Source organism: Mariniflexile sp., from assembly GCF_052728615.1.
The window spans coordinates 1-20,342 of sequence record NZ_JBFVFE010000017.1; the positions used below are offsets into that span (position 1 = coordinate 1).

Sequence of the window (20,342 nt, forward strand, 5' to 3'; positions counted from 1 at the left end):
AAAGTGAAAAGTCTTTAAAGCACTGGTTTTACTGACTTTTCAACTTTCTTTTCAACATTCGCTTGCGGATTTAAGGTCTAATTATTGATTTTAGTAGTTCATTAAAAATCACTAATATGATATTGAAGTTTCCGTTTAAAATTTTATTGATAGTACTTACTGTATTTTCTTGCACCTCTAAAAATACTACAAAAAAAGCACCGCCAAATATTGTATTCATTTTAGCTGATGATTTAGGATGGGCAGATTTACCTATGTATGGTAATACGTTTAACGAAGCTCCCAACCTAGAAAAGCTAGCCCAAGATGGTATAAAATTTACCAATGCCTATGCTGCAAACCCCGTTTGTTCGCCAACCAGAGCTAGTATCCAAACGGGATTATACCCTGCTAGAATGGGAATTAATGATTGGATTCCCGGACACTGGAGACCTTACGAAAATGTTCTTGCCTCCATAAATACGGTTCAACATTTACCTTACAATACCGAAACTCTAGGTGAACTCCTAAAAAAAGCAGGTTATACCACAGCTTTCTTTGGAAAATGGCATTTGGGAAATGACGAAAAATCCATACCGAAAAATCGAGGTTACGACGAAAGTGTAATATTTGATAGTGCACCATTTTTTGGATATCAATCTACAATGCAACCAAAACAAAATTTTCCAGAAGATATGGTACTTTCTGAAGCATTAACGAATCTGAGCACCGATTTCATAACAAAAAATCAAGACAAACCATTTTTTCTATTCATATCACATTTTGATGTGCATGTTCAACTGGACGCCCAAAAAGAGCTAGTGGAAAAATATTTAGACAAGCCTAAGGCAAAAGATTATCCGTCCAATGCGGTATATGCAGCTATGATAGAAAACATTGATAACAGTGTTGGTCGTGTAATGGCCAAGTTAAAAGCTTTAAATCTGGAAGAGAACACAGTCATTGTTTTCTTTTCTGATAATGGAGGATTGGTACATAGATATGACAAAATACCTTTGTTAGACCCACATAGTTTGCCATTTTATGAGAATGATACGCTACAATATATTGCCACTTCAAATAAACCTTTAAGAGGTGAAAAAGGAACCGTTTTTGAAGGCGGCATCAGGGAACCTTTAATAATAAAATGGCCTGGGACCGCAAAAAAAGGCGCCCAAAATAATGCCTTGGTAAGCAGTATAGATTTTTTTCCAACCCTATTAGATATAGCCAACGGCACTTTAGAGAAAAATCAAGTTATGGATGGAAAAAACATAGTTTCCGAAATAAAAGGAGCGAATAGCGATATTAGTCGAACCCTTTTTTGGCATTACCCAGTTTATCACCATGATGTACCTGCCAGTGCCGTGAGAAAAGGCGATTGGAAGCTGATTCAATATTTAGATGATAACCACGTTGAATTGTTCAACTTAAAAAAAGATGTGGGAGAAACCACAGACCTTTCAAAAAAAGAGCCAGAAAGGACAGAAGTTTTATTAAACTTATTAAAGAATTGGCGTAAGGACATACATGCTGAAATGCCAAAACCCAACCCCAATTTTGATGAAGCCAAACGGAAAGAATGGGGCAAACATCCGGATGCTTAAATTTATAAGAAGAACTCGTCGAAGTATTTTAACTTATTGATTTTAGTACACAATGCGAATCAAGTGTTGAAAGTATTAAAACCCATAAGGATTTAGAATACACTATTAGGGGCGTTAGCCCTAAAATCGTCGTAGATACAAACGTTAATGAAATAAAAAGGGGCGTAGCCCTGTTATCTTCACAAAATAACACGATAACGAACAAAAAAGATATAACCTGAAATCTAATAAACATGGGAAACACGTACACAATTATTTAATCATAGATGTCAGGGCTAACGCCCCTAATTCATCTTCATGTCACATTTTGCTACAAAGACAACAGGGCTAACGCCCCTAAGTCAAACGCGCACTCCAATTTTCAGTCGGCTGAATAGTTGCAATATTTTAACCCTTGATTCGCATACACAATAAAAATATCCCATAGTGAACTCGTTTAAATTTTTCCCAATTTGTAATACTAAACCGGTTTAAACTTTTGAAAATCGAATTTGAATCTTTATCTGTATAGAATTTCATAAATTACTTAAATTTAAATATCAAATGTAACTTTCCCCTCTCGGGAGCTAGCGTGTAGCCACATGTTTTTAGGGAAATAATTGTTTTGCCCGTAGGGCATTAAGTATTTTAGAAACAGATGACTTCCCAATGTTATACTCCGTAGGAGTTATGCCCAAACACCCATTTCGGATGCCATTATGTACTGAACATTATGGAATACGGCATTGATTTTTATGTTTATCCCCTACGGGAAACTTGTGGTAGGTAGAAATTGTATGGCTAAAATACTGTAACCGCTATGCGGTATGCGCGTAAAAGCGCTGAAAAAAATCAATAAACTTGTAGTACACGGTAACCTATTGAAAGGGGTTAGTGGTGGGCTGAACTTTAAGGAAAATAATAGGCTTCGATTAAATTTAGGTTTTTGAAATATTAAAAACCCACCCCTAACCCCCTCCAAGGAGGGAACATCTCCACTTTATGTTTCAAATTTTTAAAAGCTTTCGTAAATAGTTTCTAATTAATCTTACCTCAGAACCTACCAAAAAGGGGAATTAAACCAGAAAAAGATTAAACAGACTTTTTGAACAGCCTCAGTTATTATCGAATAATACTATCCAGTTTTTTAAGAAGTTTTTGTTCTAATTCTTTATTCTTTGATATTAACAACTGCTCAGGGTTTTTATTTAAATTATAGAGTTGAAACGGATTTTTAACCTGTGTAGTGTCTGGAACTTCTATAAAGCCACCACTACCCTTTCCTTTCACAAAAACCATGTCTTTATCTCTTAAGGCAAACATGCCCACCACGGAATGGTAAACCATACTGGTACGCATACTATCTTTAGGATTTTCTTGCAACAGAGCTGGTAAAAAAGACTGACTGTCCTTTCGATTTGAACCTTTACCTTGATCCAAATAAACATCTATAAGATCCGCAAAAGTGGCATAAAAATCGGTAGTGGAAATGAGTTGATTGGACACCGTGCCTTTCTGTATTTTCCCCGGCCATTTAACAATAAATGGTACGCGGTTACCGCCTTCATAAATATCGCCTTTTCTTCCTCGCCATGCGCCATTGGCAAAATGTTGAAAAGTTTGCATCTCCTCACTTTTTAATGCAGATCCATTATCTGAAGTAAAAATGATAATGGTGTTTTCATCAATATGCAATCGTTTTACTAAAGCCTCTATCCTGCCTACCACACCATCCACCTCAGCGGCTAAATCGCCATAGTTTCCAGCTTGACTTTTACCTTTAAACCCATCTTTAGGAATCCAAGGCGTATGTGGTGCCGTTAATGGCAAATATAAAAAGAAAGGTTCCTTCTTTTTGGAAAAATCAGTAATGGTCTTTTCAGCATGTTCGGTTAAATTATCTAAAACTTTGTAGTGATCAAAATTGGGAGCTGCCAGTCCTTTTCGCCAATAATCATCTTTATAAACTTTAGAACCCCCTTCAGAATAATGGGTAGGCAATTCGGTTACTTTATTGTTTTCAATGTACACATAAGGTGCTATGTCTAAAGAAGCTGCAATGCCGTAATAATAATCAAAACCCAAATCGGTGGGTCCTGCCGTTAAAGGTTTATCGAATAAAACGGAATCCTTTTCTTTTTGCCAACCTAAACCCAAGTGCCACTTTCCTATGGCTGCTGTTTGATAACCATTCTTCTTTAAAAGTGACGCGATGGTTTTGGTTTGTTTAGTTATAATCAAAGAATCATAACTCCAAGTAACCCCTTTTTTCAAACTGCTCCTCCATGCATATTGCCCTGTTATAATTCCATAGCGCGTTGGCGTACAAACGGAGGAATTGGTATGGGCATCTGTAAACAACATCCCTTCCTTAGCTAATTGGTCAATATGGGGCGTCGGGATTTTAGAGTTTTCATTATAACATTTCGGGTCGCCGTAACCCATATCATCTGCTAGAATCAAGATGATATTGGGGTATTTTACTTGGGGTTCGTCCACCTTTTTTTTATTTGAAGACCCACATGAAATAAGGAATCCAATGGCGCAAACCCCAACACGAAACTTTAATTTTGACATATCACTTTTTATTCTTTTTAAAATACGTTTTTAACAATTCCCAACGGGGTGCATTCACGATTTGTGTGCTATCATTTCTGTTGGTAATATTCATTTCCGGATCCCATACATGGTTTTCGCGAAATGCGTGGTATGCCCAGGACCAGTTGTGCTTTTCGGCAATTTCTATAACATCGGTTAAATAACGAATGCCATCTTGCCCAGTCCATCTAGGACAACTAAATTCCCCCACTAAAATGGGGATATTAGGGTGCTTTTGAGAAAACGCTATCAGTTCTTTTTGTTCCTTTTCAAGATAAGCTCTATCCCAAGTAATACCATCTATTGTTGTTGGATACGGTACATATTCGCCTTCTTCCCAAATGTTTTGATGTGTAAAAGGCATGGGCATGTAGGTATGCGTCTCGATGCAAATATTATCATCCAAAGGAATATCCATAATCTCTATACCTTTATGATAACCTTGCATAACCTTTGTTTTTTCATTGTAAATACGAGGTAATGCATAAACAATTGTATGTATGGTATCTACTTCCCTGATAGCTTTCGTTAATTTTTTATACAACAAATTAAGATCTTTGGGTGTGTTTAGGGGCATATCCACATCTACTTGTGGTTCGTTAAGCAAATCATATCCAGCAACCACACTCCCATGCGAAGCACATTGTTTTGCCAGTTTCTTCCAAAATTCAATTAAAATATCGTGATATTTAAAATCGTTGAAAAAAGGGTCGTTCCCGAGCATGGTCCATTTATGCATCGTACCAGGATATCTGTGTGGATCAATTATAACATCAACCCCATACTTTTCTCCCCAATCTAATACAGAATCTAATTTTTGGAATGCGGTTTCATTATAATTATAAGGTGCTTCCAATTGCATAAAAGTGCAAACCGGCGTACTTAAACGCATCAAATTGGCTCCGGAATTTCCCAAATCCTCAACATCCTTTTCGGTAATATGACATCCTACATTAACACCTCTATAGGTTTTCCTTGTATGTTTACTTTTTACAGCAGAAGCTATTTTTTCTTTTAAAGTTTTATTTTTATCAAATCTGCATGACATAAAAAAAGCACTTATAAAGATTATGAGAATCAACTTGGTACAACCTTTCATTTTTTATACTTTGTTTAAATTAATTTTATCATCTTATTCCAAAGGTGTTTCTTTTTGATGGTTTAACCATATTATTTTATAAATTCAAAGGCAATAACTATTGGTCTATTTAAAAAACAGGTTTATTAAAATGGGATTTTCAAGTATAAATACCACATGTATAACCCAAAAAAAAAGATGTCAAACACCACATAAACAACCTCTTAGTAAATATGAAATTTATGATGTGCAATAAAAACCCGATGCTAATTTGTCCTTAAATCAATACGATTTCTTTGTTGTTATATTATCTCTTGTTTTCTAAAATAATAGCCTTGAAAAACTCTTCTGCCATAATTTTATTTAAAATTAAAAATATATAATCTGTTACTACATGTTATCAAGAACAAAGATTAAGTACACCTTCGTTTTAACCCTATTTATTATTGCATGCCTTTATAGTTGTAAATCTGAAACTGAAAAATTAATTGATAATAAAGATCAACGAACTTTAACATCTTACGTAAACCCATTTATTGGTACAGAAGGAAATGGGTCGCACCACACAGAAGGAAATGTGCACCCAGGTGCTGTTCGCCCATGGGGCATGGTAGCGTTTAGTCCGCAATCGTTCGATTTCACAAAAATGGAATTGGCAACAGGCTATAGAAATGATCAAGATAAAATATTTGGTTTTAGTTCTGTAAATTTTTCTGGGGTAGGTTGTCCCGGTGCTGGGAGTGTTCCCTTTAAATTCTTTGCAAAACCTTTTCAAGGCAACTATCTAGGGTCAAAATATTCCGAACAAGTGGCAAGTCCAGGGTTCTACAGTGTAAAACTCGACGATGAAAACATAAGGGTAAGTGCTACAACCACAACAAGATCTGTTTTATTGAAAGTGGAGCTTCCAGCAGGAAAAAGCCACGTGTATTTAGATTTAATGGCACAACAAGGCCATGTTAAGGGCGGGGTTGTTGAAGGTTATACCAATAATTCAGTAAAGGGCTATCAATTAGAGGGGTATTTTTGTGGAACTGAAAACAGAAACAATGTTTATTTTAATGCTGAATTGGATAAAAAAGCAGATTCAACATACCTAACCTACACAAATAAGACCAATCCTAAATTCAATCAAAATTTAGAACAAGAACCCAGTGGCATCATATATGTTTACCAAAATGAAAAACCAACAACCATTTACATAAAAGTTGGAGTGTCGTATGTTTCCACCGATAACGCCTTACTGAATTTAAATGAAGAGCAACAAGGTTTTCAATTTGAAAAAGTCAAAAAAGAATCGGAAGATGAGTGGGAGCAAGAATTAAGCAAAATTACTGTTGAGACAAATTCCTTAGATGACAAAACTGTTTTTTATACCTCATTATACCATGCCCTTCTTATGCCCATTACCTATAGCGATTCCAATGGCGAGTACTTAAAGATGGGAAGTGAAGAGATAGGTAAAACCAACCATACACGTTACACGGCATTTTCACTTTGGGACACTTATAGAACCACGCATCCATTGTTCACTTTGGCTTACCCAGAAAGACAACTGGAAATGATCCAAACCATGTTAGACATCTATGATGAATCGGGATGGTTGCCAAAATGGTCTATTTTTAATTCTGAAACGTATTTAATGACGGGCGATCCAGCACCCATTGTTATAGGGGACGCTTATATTAAAGGCATTAACCAATTTGATATCAACAAAGCTTATGAGGCCTTCGAAAAACACGCCAACCACGTTGAAGGTAATTTGATGCGAAGAGGCTTAAAAGAATATAACAGCTTAGGATATATTGCTATGGATGGCGAATTTAGCGATGTGAAGAATTTTCAATGGGACAACGGCATTGTATGGGGTGCGGTTTCTAGCGTTATGGAATTCAATCTTTCAGATTTCAACATCGCCCAGGTTGCCAAATCATTAGGAAAAGACGCCGATTATAAAAAGTATCTGAAACATTCCATGTCTTTTATGAACAATTATAATGATGACATGGCACTGTTTCAGCCAAAGAATAAGGACGGGAGCTGGTACGAACCTTTTGATCCTACACAAGAACTTTGGAGTGAAATGAATTTTGGCTTACGGGGAGGCCCCGGTTTTTGTGAAGGCAGCTCGTGGCAATATCTGTTTTCCGTACCGCATGGTATAGAAACCTTAAAGAAAAAAATGGGAGATGAACGATTTTTGTCACAGTTAAATACCTTGTTCGACAAAAATTATTTTGATATGACCAATGAACCCGGTTTAGGCTTTCCTTACTTTTACAACTACACCGAACAAAAAAATTATAAGACCGCAGAAACCGTGCACCGTTTGTTAAAGGAACATTTTACAACCAAGCCCAACGGCTATCCCGGAAACGATGATGCAGGTGCCATGTCTGCTTGGGTGGTGTTTTCCATGATGGGCATTTATCCAGACACTCCAGGGTCTCCAGAGTATTTAGTAACTGCTCCTGTGGTTGAAAAGGCGACCATCCAATTGAATCCTAAATTTTATAAGGGTAAACAATTGGTTATTGAAAGAGACGGCCCTATAGATGGTGTCATTAAAAATATGTCTTTTAACGGAAACCCTATTGATTACAAAATAAACCATATTGATATGACTACCAACGGTGGCACTTTGGTTATTAAAACTGAAAAGACAAAATAAACAACCTCTGGGAAAAGTACGAGAAATCTAAAGTCCAAAAAACAAAAACACTCGACAAATATTTAACGTAAATCTACTTCTTTAATAAGTACTTGACACGCTTAAATCATTAATAATAAGCCTCCTATATAATTCCTCTCCTTTTTTTCAAGGGGAGAGCCTGTGCCGAATTTATTTCGGTATGCCGATAGGCGGAGGGGTTAATAGCAGTAAATCATTTTAATACAATTACTTAAGTACATGACAAAAATTTATTAACATCAAATTATTAAAAGAAGCTCCTGAAATAATTCCTCCCCTTTTTTCAAGGGGAGGTGCCGATAGGCGGAGGGGTCAACTTTAATAGTTATTTTAATGAAATATCTTTTTTTGTCATGTACTAAATACAATTACATATTTTTGTCAAGTATAAATGATCATATTTTAAATAGATGCAACGTAGAAAATTTATAAAAAATACAGCACTTGTAGGTGGTGGATTATGTTTTTTGAATCCGTTATCCATTTCCGCTGATTCATTTTCTGAATTTCCAGTAGTTAGAACCCTAAAAAAAGACCGAAACTTTAATAGTCCAGCCATAGAAAATGCTATTTCTGAATTTCAGAAGAAAGTATCAGATAAAGAATTGGGGTGGTTGTTCAACAATTGTTTTCCAAATACTTTGGATACCACGGTTACCTTTGAAGAATCAAACGGAAAACCAGAAACCTATGTGATTACTGGCGATATTGATGCCATGTGGCTACGGGATAGTTCTGCACAGGTATGGCCTTATTTGGAGTTTGTAAACAAAGATGAACATCTAAAAAAACTAATTGAAGGCGTTATTAGGAAGCAAACTACATTCATCTTAAAAGATCCCTATGCCAATGCGTTTTACAACGACCCTTTAAAAAAAGGCTATTGGCAAAAAGACAACACTGATATGCAGGCCGGGGTCCACGAAAGAAAGTGGGAAATCGACTCGCTTTGTTATCCCATTCGATTAGCATATCATTATTGGAAAACTACAGGACATGTGGCGCCTTTTAATGAACATTGGAAACAAAGTATACTCGAAACATTGCGGGTATTTATAGACCAACAACGAAAAGAAAGCCGGGGAAATTACTCTTTTCAACGCGAAACAGAACGTGCTACTGATACCTTGCCCATGGGAGGTTATGGGTATCCTGTAAATCCTGTCGGACTTATTTGTTCAGCATTTAGGCCCAGTGATGATGCGACTGTTTTTCCTTTTTTAATTCCATCCAATTTCTTTGCGGTAGTCAGTTTAAAACAAGCTGCGGAAATGATAGAAGCTATTTTTAAAGATTCAGAAACCGCTAACTCATTAAGATTATTAGCAGACGAGGTTTATAAAGCATTGCAAAAACATGCGATAGTAGAGCATCCAAAATACGGAAAAATTTATGCTTTTGAAATAGATGGCTACGGGAGTCACATACTTATGGATGATGCCAATGTGCCCAGTTTATTATCCTTACCGTACTTAGAGGCTGTAGATAGAGAAGATCCAATATATGAAAATACCAGAAGGTTTATTTTATCTTTAGATAACCCATTCTTCTTTAAAGGCACAGCTGCCGAAGGTATTGGAGGTCCACATGTAGGCATGGATATGATTTGGCCCATGGCAATAACCATGAGAGGGTTAACAAGCACAGATAAAAATGAAATCAAAACATGTATCCAACTGTTAAAAACAACCCATGCGAATACGGGGTTTATGCATGAAACCTTTCATAAAGATGACCCCACAAATTTCACAAGAAAATGGTTTGCTTGGGCAAATACCCTGTTTGGAGAGTTTTTATGGAAAACTTACCAAAGTAACCCAGAACTTTTACAATAGTGGTTATGCGGAAATATTTCTTGTCCAACTTTTTGTGGCAAGTCCGGTTGCAAGGTTTTTTGTTTTTATTTTGAATCTTACGAGATTTTCAATACATAATATCTAATCTCTCCTAATTAACAAAACCACAGTTGTTTAGCACTATATTTTTATGTATCCATGGTTATTACCTCTATCTTTATTATTATTATTATTATTAACCATAACTTTTTTAAATATGAATAACAAAACTACCTATCAAAATTTTATCAAAAAAACTACATTAAAGTCTCTATTCGCTTTATGTATATTTTTTACGGCGCACAATTTTCAGGCTCAAACCATTATAGAGAATTTTGAAAACCCTGCTAATTATTCCTTTGGTGCTTGGGGAGGAGCCATATCCGAAGCAGTTGCCAACCCAAATACATCTGGTATTAATACCTCTGCTAATGTGGCTAAATTTACTAATGGAGGAGGTGTTTGGACTAATGGAAATACGGTTAATTTAACTACTGTACAGAATTATAGTGATTTGATTTCACTTCAATTCTCATTAAAAGCTCCAAATGGTAACTGGAGCATGGTGCAATTACAAAAAGCAGGTGTTAATGTTGCCGAGGTAGGATTTATTCCTTCAGGGACATCAGATTGGCAATTAATTGATGTAACTTTAGAATATAAAGGTGCTGCTGGGACTGAAGCTTCAGCCACATATGATTCCATTGTGTTTTTCTTAAATCCTAATGCTGATTCCTCAGGAGATGTATGGTATATTGATAATATAGCCAATTCGGCTACCCTTTCTTCAAAGGATTTTAATCAGGATAGCTTAGAAGTTTATCCTAATCCTGTTAGTAATGTTCTTAAATTAAAAGGAAATCAAATAGCTTTAGATGGTGTTAAAATATCTATTCTTAGTATTACTGGCCAATTAATAAAAACATCTAACAGTGCTTCTATTAATGTATCCGATATTAAAACGGGTTTATACCTTGTTTCTATTCAAAATAAATTAGGGCAAATCACTACAAAAAAGTTTATAAAAGAATAATTTAGTTGCTTTTTGTTAGCACTAACAGCGTTTCTATGCTGTTAGTGCCTTTTTTTTGCAAAAAAACCTGCGCAGTATTTTATTGGTTTTCTAATTTTTTAATGAGACTAAAGTGAATCAAACAATAAGCTCTGTAATCTAGAATTTAGTTACACTATATTTTGAATAATACCGCGGATTGGTGGCAATGAAAACTTATGGATGAATGGTTTGTATGACTCATTAACCGTAATCTTTATCTTCCCATTAATCATATATATAGGGGCAAACGGTAAAAATAAAAGCAAACTAACGAATAAAATTTGTGCTTTTCTTGGCGATATATCGTATCCACTTTATATCATTCACTTTCCATTTATCTATCTTTATTGTGCATGGGTTTTTGATAATAACATTACAATAAGCCAAGGAATATGGGTAGGAACAGGACTTTTGATAGGTACATTGCTAATTTCATACCTATCATTAAGATTATAAGATATACCAATCAGAAAATGGCTGGCGAATCATTTTATGAGATTAACGAAATAAAAACTGAACACAACAATGTGTTATAAGTAATGTGGAGTAAGTGCTAAATATGAATGAAGTAACCAATTAATAAACGACGGACCAAATTATGAGAAAACATATATTCTTTAGCCTTTGCTTGCTGATAACTATTAACAACTGTTTTAGCCAAAACCAAATCATTCCACTTTGGACTGAAAATATTCCTAATCAAAAAGTATCTAATGAAGTTGAAAAACAATACTATGAAGGTGACATATTTTGGATAGGCAATGTACAAGAACCAGCTATGCAGGTCTATCTTCCAACAAAAAGAAGCGCCACAGGCAAAGCCGTAATCATTTGTCCGGGTGGTGCATACCATCATTTAGCCTATGATTGGGAAGGGACAGACATTGCCAAATGGCTCAATTCAAAAGGCATTACTGCGTTTGTTTTAAAATACAGATTACCAGAATCAAAATCTTTAATAGTTAATCATCAAGCACCATTACAAGATGCTCAAAGAGCCATCAGATTGGTTAGATACAACGCTGAAAAATGGCATATTTCCAAAGATAAAATCGGAATTATTGGTTTCTCTGCTGCTGGTCATTTAGCGTCCACATTAGGCACACATTACGACGAAAACACAATAAAAAATAAGGATTCAATTGATTCTTTGAGCGCACGACCTGATTTTATGATATTAATGTACCCCGTAATTACCATGAAGGCTCCCTATACCCATGTAGGTTCAAAGACTAATTTATTGGGAGCTAACCCAAAACAAGATTTAATTGATTTTTATTCCAATGAATTACATGTGAATAAAAACACACCGCCTACCTTTATTTGCCATAGTACCGATGATGATGCGGTGCCTGTAATGAACAGCATTCAATTTTATCAAGCTTTAGTAAAAGAAGGTGTTTCTGTGGAAATGCACATCTTTCCCACTGGTGGCCATGGATTTGGTTTGGCTGTTGGAAAAGGATATTTGCAAAATTGGACTACCCTACTTTCAGATTGGTTGGAGAATCTTAAATAATCTTCTCTTTAGTAGATGACAAACATTTAGAATAAAAACATAAACCTCACAGATTTTGAAAACATACATATTCGGAAGTTGAAAATTTTTGATAAACCGTTACCCTCCTTGGTGGGGCTAGGGGCAACGTCATTTAGTTAAGAGACAAACAAAAGAAAACCATTGAGTTATGAGCTAAAGTCCAGTTACTTTGTATACTACTTTGCTTTAATAATTCCGAATTTAAAATTTAATAGGGTTACAAGTTGGTTTTTATATTGGTCGAAATTCTCGAAGAATTCTTCAATGGCAGTCTTGAATGTTTTCAAAATCTGTGAGGTATTTGTTTTTCATTACTTTCTTTTTGAAAAATTTCCATAGCCGTTCTATCAAATTCAGGCTATATGCTGGTAAATACACTAGATCTATTCCAAGTCCTTCCGCTTTGCCCTGTGCCGTTCTTCCCTTTTGATATCGGGCATTGTCCAGTATTAAGCAAATGGTCTCTGCTTGGTTATATTGTTTTTTGACGGCTTCTAATAATCGTACGATGGAGCCTGCATTGCAATTTTCTTCCTCAAGCAATACGGTCGGTTGCATCGTTACCGGATTAATTGCCCCTATTATATTCAGCCTTCTTCTGCCTGTATTGGACGAAATCTCTTTTGTCCCTGCTTTTCCTATCTCTTGCCAAGCATAATCATTTTCTACATTGTGTATCTGGTGCATTGGGTCAGAAAACAACAAAACTTCTCTATCATTCCTTACCGCACATTCATAAAGGTATTCCATTAAGGCTATAAAGTTTTTTTGAACCTGGACATCTTGTGCTTTTCCTGGTGCTAACCTTGTTTTTTTATAAGAGCAACGGAGTTTTTTTTTAGATAGCGGCTAAGCCAACTATGTTCTATTTCTATGTTTAAATCGGTTTTTATATAATCTTGTAATTGCGAAACGGTATTTACGGAGTTCGATTTAATATACGATTTTATAGTCTCTTTATGCTCGTCCAATGCCGATGGACGGCGACCGCCGTACTTTAAATCTCCCAAAGCTACTAATCCAACGCAACGGTATATTTTGACCCAATCGGTTACTGTGTCTATGTACACATCCAACAATTCCGCTACTTCTTGTCGCTTCATACCCTTGTCCAGCATATGTAGGCATTGATACCTGCGCAGGATCTTGCTGTCCTTGACCTCGCGCTTTATCCGTTTCAAATCAACTAATTCTTCCTCGGTCAAATTTACTTGGTAGCTCATAATCTTTAATTTTATGAGGCAAATATACAAAATCGTAATTATTAAAGCAAATTAGTATAAATGGTTTATATAGACTTAGGTTACCTGGTTCAATCAAAAATCCAGATATTCAACCTCAAACTTATTCTCTAAAAGAGCCGCCATAACTTCAGGATTTCCATTTGTGAAAAATTGATTTTTTGGAGTGGTTTTTTGAGGATTCAGCAAACCGTTAAGTTGCAAAACAGATCTGGTTTGCCTCGCCACGGCTTCGCCCGAATCTATAATCTTAACATGCTTAGGAAGTAATTCCACCAATAAAGGTATTAAATAAGGATAGTGGGTACAACCTAAAACCAAATAATCAATATTGGCATCAATCATGGGCTGTAAATATAATTTCAATAAAGCTTTCATATCTTCAGAATACAATTGCCCACTTTCTATAAGCTCTACCATACCTTCGCCAATACGTTCAATAACTTTAATATTGCTTGCAAACAAATCCGTTGTTTTATGGAAAAGTTCACTGGAAAGTGTGCCTTGTGTAGCAAGAATACCCACCGCTTTGGTTTGAGTGTTAAGAGCCGCTGGTTTAATGGCGGGCTCAATACCAATAAAGGGAATGTTATAAGCTTCCCGTAAAATGCTTATGGCATTGGTTGTAGCCGTATTGCAAGCCACCACTATAAGTTTACAGCCTTCGTTAATTAAGTATTCGGTATTTTTAATACTCAGATTTATTATGGCCTCTTTGCCTTTTGTGCCATAGGGTGCATTGGCACTATCGGCTAAATAAATAGTATTTTCATGAGGTAAAAGCATGTTAATTTCTTTCCAAATGGAGGTGCCTCCAACTCCGGAATCGAAAATACCAATAGGTTGTTTGTTCATAATTTAACAAAAATAAAAAAGCTGCCTTTTAAAAGACAGCTTTAAGTAGTTTTATTTTTGATGATATTATATACCCAATGCTTTTTTAACATCGTCCAAGAGGTTTTTGCCATCGGCTAAAATGGTAACTCCTTGGGAAGAATCCAACACATATTCAAAACCTTGTGCTCTACCCACTTTTAAAATAGCGGCTTTTGCTTTTTCGGTAATGGGTTGTAATAAATCCATTTCTTTTTTCTGTAAATCTTTTTGGGCATCTGCTTGAAATTGTTGGATACGTTGTTGTTTTTCCTGAATTTCCTGGCCTCTTTTTGCGTTTTCTTCCTCAGATTTTGTAGCGGCTTCCGCTTCGTACTGCTTTAACAATGTTTGAAACTCGGTAACAGAACTTTGAATATCCGTTTGATATGTTTTGCTCAATGTTTCCAATTGCTTTTGGGCTTCTTTCATCTCGGGCATTGCCGTAATTAACTCTTGCGTGTTTATATGCGCTATTTTGCTTTGGGCACTCGTAAAGCTTACGGTTCCAATACATAATGCAGTTGCTAATAAAAGGGTTTTTAATTGTTTCATTTTTAAAATAGTATTAATGTGTTATAAATTTTATTTGTTTGTACTGTCTTTTGCCTTTTGGCGTTCTTCTAATATTTTATTTTTTTTGTCCTCAAGTTCTTTTTTGCGAGCTTCCCGCTCTGCTAATTTTTTTTGTCTGTTTTCTTCAATAAGTTGCGCTTGTGTTTTTGTTTCCTCTACTTTTGGTTTTGCCTCTGGTGTGGTTTCAATAGGTTTAGCCGCTTCTTCTGCTTTTGCATCAGGCTCATCTGAAGAATTTCGAGCATCCAGTTTTTCTTGTTTTGCCTTTTCGCGTTCTTCCAATATTTGCTGGCGTCTATTCTCTGCTTCTTTAACTCTGGCTGCACGGGCATCCAGTTTTTCTTGCCTCGCTTTTTCTATAGCACTTTCGCGTTCCGTCTTCTTTTCTTCCAGTGCTTTTTCCCGCGCCTCCAGTTCATAATTAATTTCAGGAACCAGTTCTTCATCTTTGGCAGCTTTTCGTTCTGCTTTACTTTCTGCCTGTGTTCTTTTGGCGCTTCTTGTAATGCTTCGTACCACTTGGTCGCTCAAATCAAATTGTTTTGCCGAATACAGCATCACGGTTTCCGATTTATCTAAAATAATATCATACTGTTTGGTGGCTGCCATATCTTGCACTGCTGCAAAAATTTGATCTTGTATGGGCTGCATCAATTGTTTTTTCTGGATGAACAAATCGCCATTGGGCCCAAACCGTTTTTGCTGATAGTCTAAAATTTCTTTTTCCTCAAAAGCAATATCCTCTTCACGCTCATCAATAAGTTCTTTTGTTAAAAGGGCTTTTTCGTTGCTTAAATCCTTTCGCTTTTGTTCAACAGTACTTAATTTCGCTTGGATTTCGTTTTTCCATTTATCTGCTTTTGAATTTAATTGTAACGTGGCTTCTTGGTATTCGGGTACATTTTCTAAAATAAATTCCGTGTCTATATAACCAATTCGTACACCTCGTTGCGCATATAGTGAAAAGTTTAGCATAAAAACTAATGTCAGTATAAAAAGAACGTTATGTTTCATGTGTCTATATGTATTGTTTTTTAACGGTCATCCCGATAGCTATCGGGACTTCCATATAATCATTCCCTTGGCTATCGAAATTTAGTTATGGAAGTTTCATGTGTCTGTTTTTAATATTTAATTACTTTTAAATTCTAAAACCGACAGATGATTTTTTGTATTTCTGCCACATCTTTGAATTAATTCTTCAAAATTAACGAAATTTAATCTTAAAAATTTTAATTCCCAATTAAATCATCAAAGTGTTATTAGAAAATATCGTGCCAAAATAATTTTTACAATTAAAATTGTTGTCCAATAATAAAATGGGTTTCCCATCCATTTTTCTTGGTTTCACCTGGTAATGAATCAAAACCATAGCCGAAATCGATGCCCAATAAACCAAATGCAGGCATAAAAATACGGATGCCTAAACCAGCAGAACGTTTAATATCGAACGGATTGTAATCTCGAAAACTATTATAAGAAGCACCTCCTTCCAAAAATGTTAAACCATAAATTTTAGCTGATGCTTTTAAGGTGATGGGGTAACGCAGTTCCAATGAAAATTTATTGTAAATAGCGCCTCCATCTTGATCTGACAACGACTGGTTTGGGTAACCGCGCAATGCAATTGTTTCCCTGCCATCTAAACTATAAGTGCCTAAACCGTCGCCCCCCAAAAAGAAACGCTCAAAAGGGATAACGCCTCTATCGTTATTGTAGGCACCCAAGAAACCAAATTCCATACTCGGTCTTAATACCAAATCTTTAGTTATTTCGGTGTACCAATCGCCTTTAAAGTTTATTTTATAGAATTCCAGCCATTTGTAGCGTTCTTGGTCGATGCGTGCCAATTCCGCACTGTTTCGATCCGTATTTGCTTTTGCTCTGTCTTCTTTTAACTGCGCATAGTCTACACCATCAAATAACGAGTATGGAATGGATAATTTTGCCGTCACACCAAATTTTGAACCCCCCGTTGGATAAATAGGATCAACACTGGTGTTGTCTCTACTTAAGCCAATGGTGTACGATAAGTTGTTGGCATAGCCATTACCGAAAGTGAATAGTCCTGTGTTATAATTATTCAAATCATAGCGTTGAAAACTTATGGCTTGTGATAGCACGAAGAAATCATCTGGCACCTGTAAACGTTTCGCTAAACCAAAGGTAATACCGGTAATATTAAAACTTTTTGATTTGTCGGCATTTCTTGTTCTATAATCATATAAAAACTGTTTGGTTTGCGATATGGATGTAGAAAACTGTACGGGGCGTTTCCCGCCCAACCAAGGCTCGGAAAACGAGAAACTATAGGTTTGGTAAAATCTGCTCGCTTGCAAACGCAATGCCAATTTTTGACCGTCGCCCATTGGGATGGGTTTGTACGCATCCTTATTTAAAATATTTTTTATGGAGAAATTGTTGAACGATAAGCCTAAAGTTCCTATAAAGCCACCGCCACCATAGCCTCCTTGTAATTCTATTTGACTGGACCCCGTTTCTTTTACCGAGTATTCCATATCAATGGTGCCCTCGTTTGGGTTTGGGTTGTTAAAGTTTGGCGATATTTCCTGGGCATCAAAAAAGCCTAATTGCCCAAGTTCCCTTACGGTACGCACCACATTGGCTTTACTGTACAGTTGCCCTGGGCGGGTTCTAATCTCACGGTATATAACATGGTCGTTGGTTTTATCGTTCCCAACTACCGATACACTATTAAAATAAGCAGGTTTTCCTTCTGATATCCTAATTTCCATATCAATAACATTATTGGCCGCACTTACCTCTACAGGATTGATGCTTGAAAATAAATAGCCGTAATTTTGATATAGGTTTGTAATATCGTCGGCATCTGGTTTGCTGTTATCCGCAATACGTTTTTGCAGCAATACGCCGTTATAGGTATCGCCTTTTCTTATGCGTAACATTCTGGTTAACTGTTCATTGGAGTAAACAGTGTTTCCAATAAATTTAATATCGCCAAACGTGTACTGGGAACCTTCATTAACGTCTATTTGCAAGGAAATGGTTTTGTCGTCATTGTAAATAATGCTATCCGATACAATACGCGCATCTCTATAGCCATTCTCTTTATATTTATCTACCACCTTGGATAGATCTGCTTGATATGCCGAGTCAATAAATTTAGAACGTTTTAGGATACGAAGGCGATTGATTTTTTTGGTGCCCTTCATACTTTTCCGAAGATATTTATCGCTCAGCACATCGTTTCCGGTAAATACAATATCTTTTATTTTAACTTTTTCGCCTTTGTCTATATTAAGTACCATATTAACCCGTGCCGTTTGCACAGAATCTTTGACCTCAATGGTATTGATATGCACTTTCGTGTTTAAATAGCCTTCTTTTTTGTATTTTTTTATGAGAAAGTTTTTTGTGGTTGTCATGAGGTTTTCGGTAACTTTTACCCCTTTGTTTAATTTATTGTCTTTAATGATGCCTTCTTTTTTTCCTTTTTTAACGCCGTTAACTTTCAATTCGTTAAGTTGGGGCAAATCGGACAATTTAATTTCTAGGTACGCCACATTGCCTTCTATGGCTGTGATATAGACTTCTATATCGCTGAACAATTTCGAGTTCCAAAGTTTTTTAATGGCATCACCAATTTCCTCACCGGGAATGGCAATTTCCTTACCTTTGCTCAATCCTGAATAGGCGATGATGGTTTGCTCGCTAAACGATGTGTTGCCAGACACCGTAATATCTCCTAGGATGTATTTTTTGCCGTTGCTGTAAGGTAGGTCTTGCGCTTTAATACCCATGCTGCCCATTAAAAGCAGTAGTAAAGTGAAGTGTTTTAAAAATGTTGTCAAAGATAAAATATTAGCTAAGTTGTTCACTTGTTTTCCCAAATCGTCGTTCTCTTTTTTGATATTCAATAATAGCTTCATACAAATGCTGTTTTGTAAAATCTGGCCACAATACGCTCGTAAAATACAATTCGGCATAAGCAATTTGCCATAGTAAAAAGTTGCTTATACGTTGTTCTCCACTGGTTCTAATAAGCAAATCTACGTCTGGTAAATTTTGCGTGTAAAGATGCTCATTTATAATTGATTCATCAATTTTTTCGAGCGAAATTATATTATTTTTAACTTTAATACTAATCTCTTTAACAGTATTTAGTAATTCTTCGCGAGAGCCATAACTCAAAGCTAGGGTTAAAGTCATTCTATTGTTCCCTTTTGTTTGCTCCATAACTTCGTGGAGTTCTTTAAAAACTTTTCTTGGCAAGGTGTTCAAATTGCCTATGGCAGAGAGTTTTATGTTATTGTCCTGAAGGGTTTTTATTTCTTTTTTTAATGAAGACACTAAAAGCCTCATTAAGGTTTGGACTTCTAGTTTTGGGCGGTTCCAGTTTTCGGTTGAAAAAGCGTAGAGTGTTAAATTTTCAATACCAAGTTCAGCGGAAGCTTCAACAACTTCTCTAACCGCTTTGGTGCCGTTTTCATGGCCAAAAGCGCGCAGCATCCCTTGTTTTTTCGCCCATCGCCCATTACCATCCATAATGATGGCGATGTGTTTTGGTAGTGATTTGGTCTGTACGCTTTCTTTTAAGTCCATTTTAATTTTTACAATAACAAGGTTTTTCCCCAAATGTATAGGTTAAGGTAATACCCGAAAACACATACCAGTCATTATTATTGATATTCCCAAATCGGTTTGGCAGATGCGCTATATTATCTGGAACACTTCCATCCAATTCATCTGAAAAAGTATAGCGCGCTCCCACTTCCACGGCTAAAATAAAATTCCCGAAATAATTGGTTTTAAATCCCAAGGCCATAGGGATGCCATAAGCCCAACTGGAATTGTTCTCATAGGTTTGCACGCCATTTGAAAAGTAATAATTTTTGTAGTGCGCAACGCTTATGCCGGTATATATATAAGGAGTCGCTATTTTATCGCCAGAGTGCAAATCGAAATCCATAAAGGTAAACTCCATACCCGCAGCCACTTCCAATAAGTTGGAATTAAAGTAATAGTCCCTTTGTATGCGTCTTGGATCGTCCGATTTGCTGTCGTCTGCTTCTAAATCGGAGTATATTAACGAGATTCTCCAAGAATGTCTTGGACTTCTATTCCATTTATATAAAATACCAAGAGCGGGATTTTTTGGCGCAATATAATCGGTAGCGCCAACATCGCCAATAAAATTACTGGCCCCTACAAATACACCTACCTCGTTAATTTGAGAGTGGGTTAATTGAACTGTTAAAACGCTTATTATCAATATGGTTAAATGCCTCATAGATATCCAAAAGTTTGC

The 20,342-nt window shown here is 36.1% G+C and carries 15 protein-coding genes and 1 pseudogene; 6 read left to right on the top strand and 10 right to left on the bottom strand.

The genetic code is table 11. The features are described 5' to 3' along the window. The first annotated feature begins 116 nt into the window (after positions 1-116). Positions 117-1,586, top strand: coding sequence for a sulfatase (locus ACU1LP_RS08415; RefSeq protein WP_445734025.1), 1,470 nt, complete (start codon positions 117-119; stop codon positions 1,584-1,586). A 1,101-nt stretch (positions 1,587-2,687) separates the two neighbouring features. Here the strand turns inward: ACU1LP_RS08415 and ACU1LP_RS08420 are convergent. After that, positions 2,688-4,142 carry a sulfatase family protein gene (locus ACU1LP_RS08420; protein WP_445734026.1) on the bottom strand — a complete coding sequence of 485 codons (1,455 nt, stop codon included), beginning with the start codon at positions 4,140-4,142 and terminating at the stop codon, positions 2,688-2,690. Position 4,143: 1 nt separating this feature from the next. Next, on the bottom strand, positions 4,144-5,211 hold the full coding sequence (locus ACU1LP_RS08425; RefSeq protein ID WP_445734027.1) for a glycoside hydrolase family 5 protein: 1,068 nt from the start codon (positions 5,209-5,211) through the stop codon (positions 4,144-4,146). Positions 5,212-5,635: 424 nt separating this feature from the next. Here ACU1LP_RS08425 and ACU1LP_RS08430 point away from each other — a divergent pair, with 424 nt between their 5' ends. The 5 genes from ACU1LP_RS08430 to ACU1LP_RS08450 all read left to right on the top strand — a co-directional run bounded on the left by ACU1LP_RS08430 (position 5,636) and on the right by ACU1LP_RS08450 (position 12,341). Further along, positions 5,636-7,912: a GH92 family glycosyl hydrolase gene (locus tag ACU1LP_RS08430; protein ID WP_445732825.1), complete on the top strand. Its 2,277-nt coding sequence runs from the start codon at positions 5,636-5,638 to the stop codon at positions 7,910-7,912. Positions 7,913-8,343: 431 nt separating this feature from the next. Next, positions 8,344-9,768 carry a glycoside hydrolase family 125 protein gene (locus ACU1LP_RS08435; RefSeq protein ID WP_445736032.1) on the top strand — a complete coding sequence of 475 codons (1,425 nt, stop codon included), beginning with the start codon at positions 8,344-8,346 and terminating at the stop codon, positions 9,766-9,768. Between the two features lie 217 nt (positions 9,769-9,985). Continuing rightward, positions 9,986-10,801, top strand: coding sequence for a T9SS type A sorting domain-containing protein (locus ACU1LP_RS08440; RefSeq protein WP_445736033.1), 816 nt, complete (start codon positions 9,986-9,988; stop codon positions 10,799-10,801). Positions 10,802-11,002: 201 nt separating this feature from the next. Next, the gene (locus tag ACU1LP_RS08445; RefSeq protein WP_445736034.1) at positions 11,003-11,278 is read left to right on the top strand and encodes an acyltransferase family protein; all 276 of its coding nucleotides are present in this window, start codon (positions 11,003-11,005) and stop codon (positions 11,276-11,278) included. Between the two features lie 142 nt (positions 11,279-11,420). Beyond that, a complete protein-coding gene (locus ACU1LP_RS08450) occupies positions 11,421-12,341 on the top strand; it encodes an alpha/beta hydrolase (protein ID WP_445732231.1) in 921 nt (306 codons plus the stop codon). A 282-nt stretch (positions 12,342-12,623) separates the two neighbouring features. Here ACU1LP_RS08450 and ACU1LP_RS08455 read toward each other — a convergent pair. The 8 genes and pseudogenes from ACU1LP_RS08455 to porG form a co-directional block, all read right to left on the bottom strand. Beyond that, a pseudogene (locus tag ACU1LP_RS08455) lies at positions 12,624-13,139 on the bottom strand (transposase); the annotation flags it as partial. Positions 13,140-13,162: 23 nt separating this feature from the next. Continuing rightward, positions 13,163-13,585: a helix-turn-helix domain-containing protein gene (locus ACU1LP_RS08460; RefSeq protein WP_445732232.1), complete on the bottom strand. Its 423-nt coding sequence runs from the start codon at positions 13,583-13,585 to the stop codon at positions 13,163-13,165. Between the two features lie 93 nt (positions 13,586-13,678). Then, positions 13,679-14,458: a glutamate racemase gene (gene murI / locus ACU1LP_RS08465; RefSeq protein WP_445736035.1), complete on the bottom strand. Its 780-nt coding sequence runs from the start codon at positions 14,456-14,458 to the stop codon at positions 13,679-13,681. Positions 14,459-14,524: 66 nt separating this feature from the next. Beyond that, positions 14,525-15,031, bottom strand: coding sequence for an OmpH family outer membrane protein (locus ACU1LP_RS08470; protein WP_445732234.1), 507 nt, complete (start codon positions 15,029-15,031; stop codon positions 14,525-14,527). 30 nt (positions 15,032-15,061) lie between these two features. Continuing rightward, positions 15,062-16,066 (bottom strand): OmpH family outer membrane protein, encoded by a 1,005-nt coding sequence (locus tag ACU1LP_RS08475; RefSeq protein WP_445736036.1) that lies wholly within the window; start codon positions 16,064-16,066, stop codon positions 15,062-15,064. 281 nt (positions 16,067-16,347) lie between these two features. Continuing rightward, positions 16,348-18,963 carry an outer membrane protein assembly factor BamA gene (gene bamA, locus ACU1LP_RS08480; RefSeq protein WP_445736037.1) on the bottom strand — a complete coding sequence of 872 codons (2,616 nt, stop codon included), beginning with the start codon at positions 18,961-18,963 and terminating at the stop codon, positions 16,348-16,350. After that, positions 18,896-19,636 (bottom strand): isoprenyl transferase, encoded by a 741-nt coding sequence (locus tag ACU1LP_RS08485; protein ID WP_445732237.1) that lies wholly within the window; start codon positions 19,634-19,636, stop codon positions 18,896-18,898. Before ACU1LP_RS08485 ends, bamA begins: the two co-directional genes overlap by 68 nt. 1 nt (position 19,637) lies before the next feature. Further along, positions 19,638-20,324 carry a type IX secretion system protein PorG gene (gene porG, locus ACU1LP_RS08490; protein ID WP_445732238.1) on the bottom strand — a complete coding sequence of 229 codons (687 nt, stop codon included), beginning with the start codon at positions 20,322-20,324 and terminating at the stop codon, positions 19,638-19,640. Between the last annotated feature and the right edge of the window lie 18 nt (positions 20,325-20,342).

Excerpts from the sequence above, each read along its gene's own strand:
- ACU1LP_RS08450 (WP_445732231.1), top strand. The coding sequence starts at position 11,421 with ATGAGAAAACATATATTCTTTAGCCTTTGCTTGCTGATAACTATTAAC.
- ACU1LP_RS08475 (WP_445736036.1), bottom strand. The coding sequence starts at position 16,066 with ATGAAACATAACGTTCTTTTTATACTGACATTAGTTTTTATGCTAAAC.
- murI (WP_445736035.1), bottom strand. The coding sequence starts at position 14,458 with ATGAACAAACAACCTATTGGTATTTTCGATTCCGGAGTTGGAGGCACC.
- ACU1LP_RS08445 (WP_445736034.1), top strand. The coding sequence starts at position 11,003 with ATGAATGGTTTGTATGACTCATTAACCGTAATCTTTATCTTCCCATTA.
- ACU1LP_RS08470 (WP_445732234.1), bottom strand. The coding sequence starts at position 15,031 with ATGAAACAATTAAAAACCCTTTTATTAGCAACTGCATTATGTATTGGA.
- ACU1LP_RS08440 (WP_445736033.1), top strand. The coding sequence starts at position 9,986 with ATGAATAACAAAACTACCTATCAAAATTTTATCAAAAAAACTACATTA.
- ACU1LP_RS08425 (WP_445734027.1), bottom strand. The coding sequence starts at position 5,211 with ATGTCATGCAGATTTGATAAAAATAAAACTTTAAAAGAAAAAATAGCT.
- ACU1LP_RS08415 (WP_445734025.1), top strand. The coding sequence starts at position 117 with ATGATATTGAAGTTTCCGTTTAAAATTTTATTGATAGTACTTACTGTA.
- ACU1LP_RS08420 (WP_445734026.1), bottom strand. The coding sequence starts at position 4,142 with ATGTCAAAATTAAAGTTTCGTGTTGGGGTTTGCGCCATTGGATTCCTT.
- ACU1LP_RS08430 (WP_445732825.1), top strand. The coding sequence starts at position 5,636 with ATGTTATCAAGAACAAAGATTAAGTACACCTTCGTTTTAACCCTATTT.
- ACU1LP_RS08460 (WP_445732232.1), bottom strand. The coding sequence starts at position 13,585 with ATGAGCTACCAAGTAAATTTGACCGAGGAAGAATTAGTTGATTTGAAA.
- ACU1LP_RS08435 (WP_445736032.1), top strand. The coding sequence starts at position 8,344 with ATGCAACGTAGAAAATTTATAAAAAATACAGCACTTGTAGGTGGTGGA.
- bamA (WP_445736037.1), bottom strand. The coding sequence starts at position 18,963 with ATGAAGCTATTATTGAATATCAAAAAAGAGAACGACGATTTGGGAAAA.
- porG (WP_445732238.1), bottom strand. The coding sequence starts at position 20,324 with ATGAGGCATTTAACCATATTGATAATAAGCGTTTTAACAGTTCAATTA.
- ACU1LP_RS08485 (WP_445732237.1), bottom strand. The coding sequence starts at position 19,636 with ATGGACTTAAAAGAAAGCGTACAGACCAAATCACTACCAAAACACATC.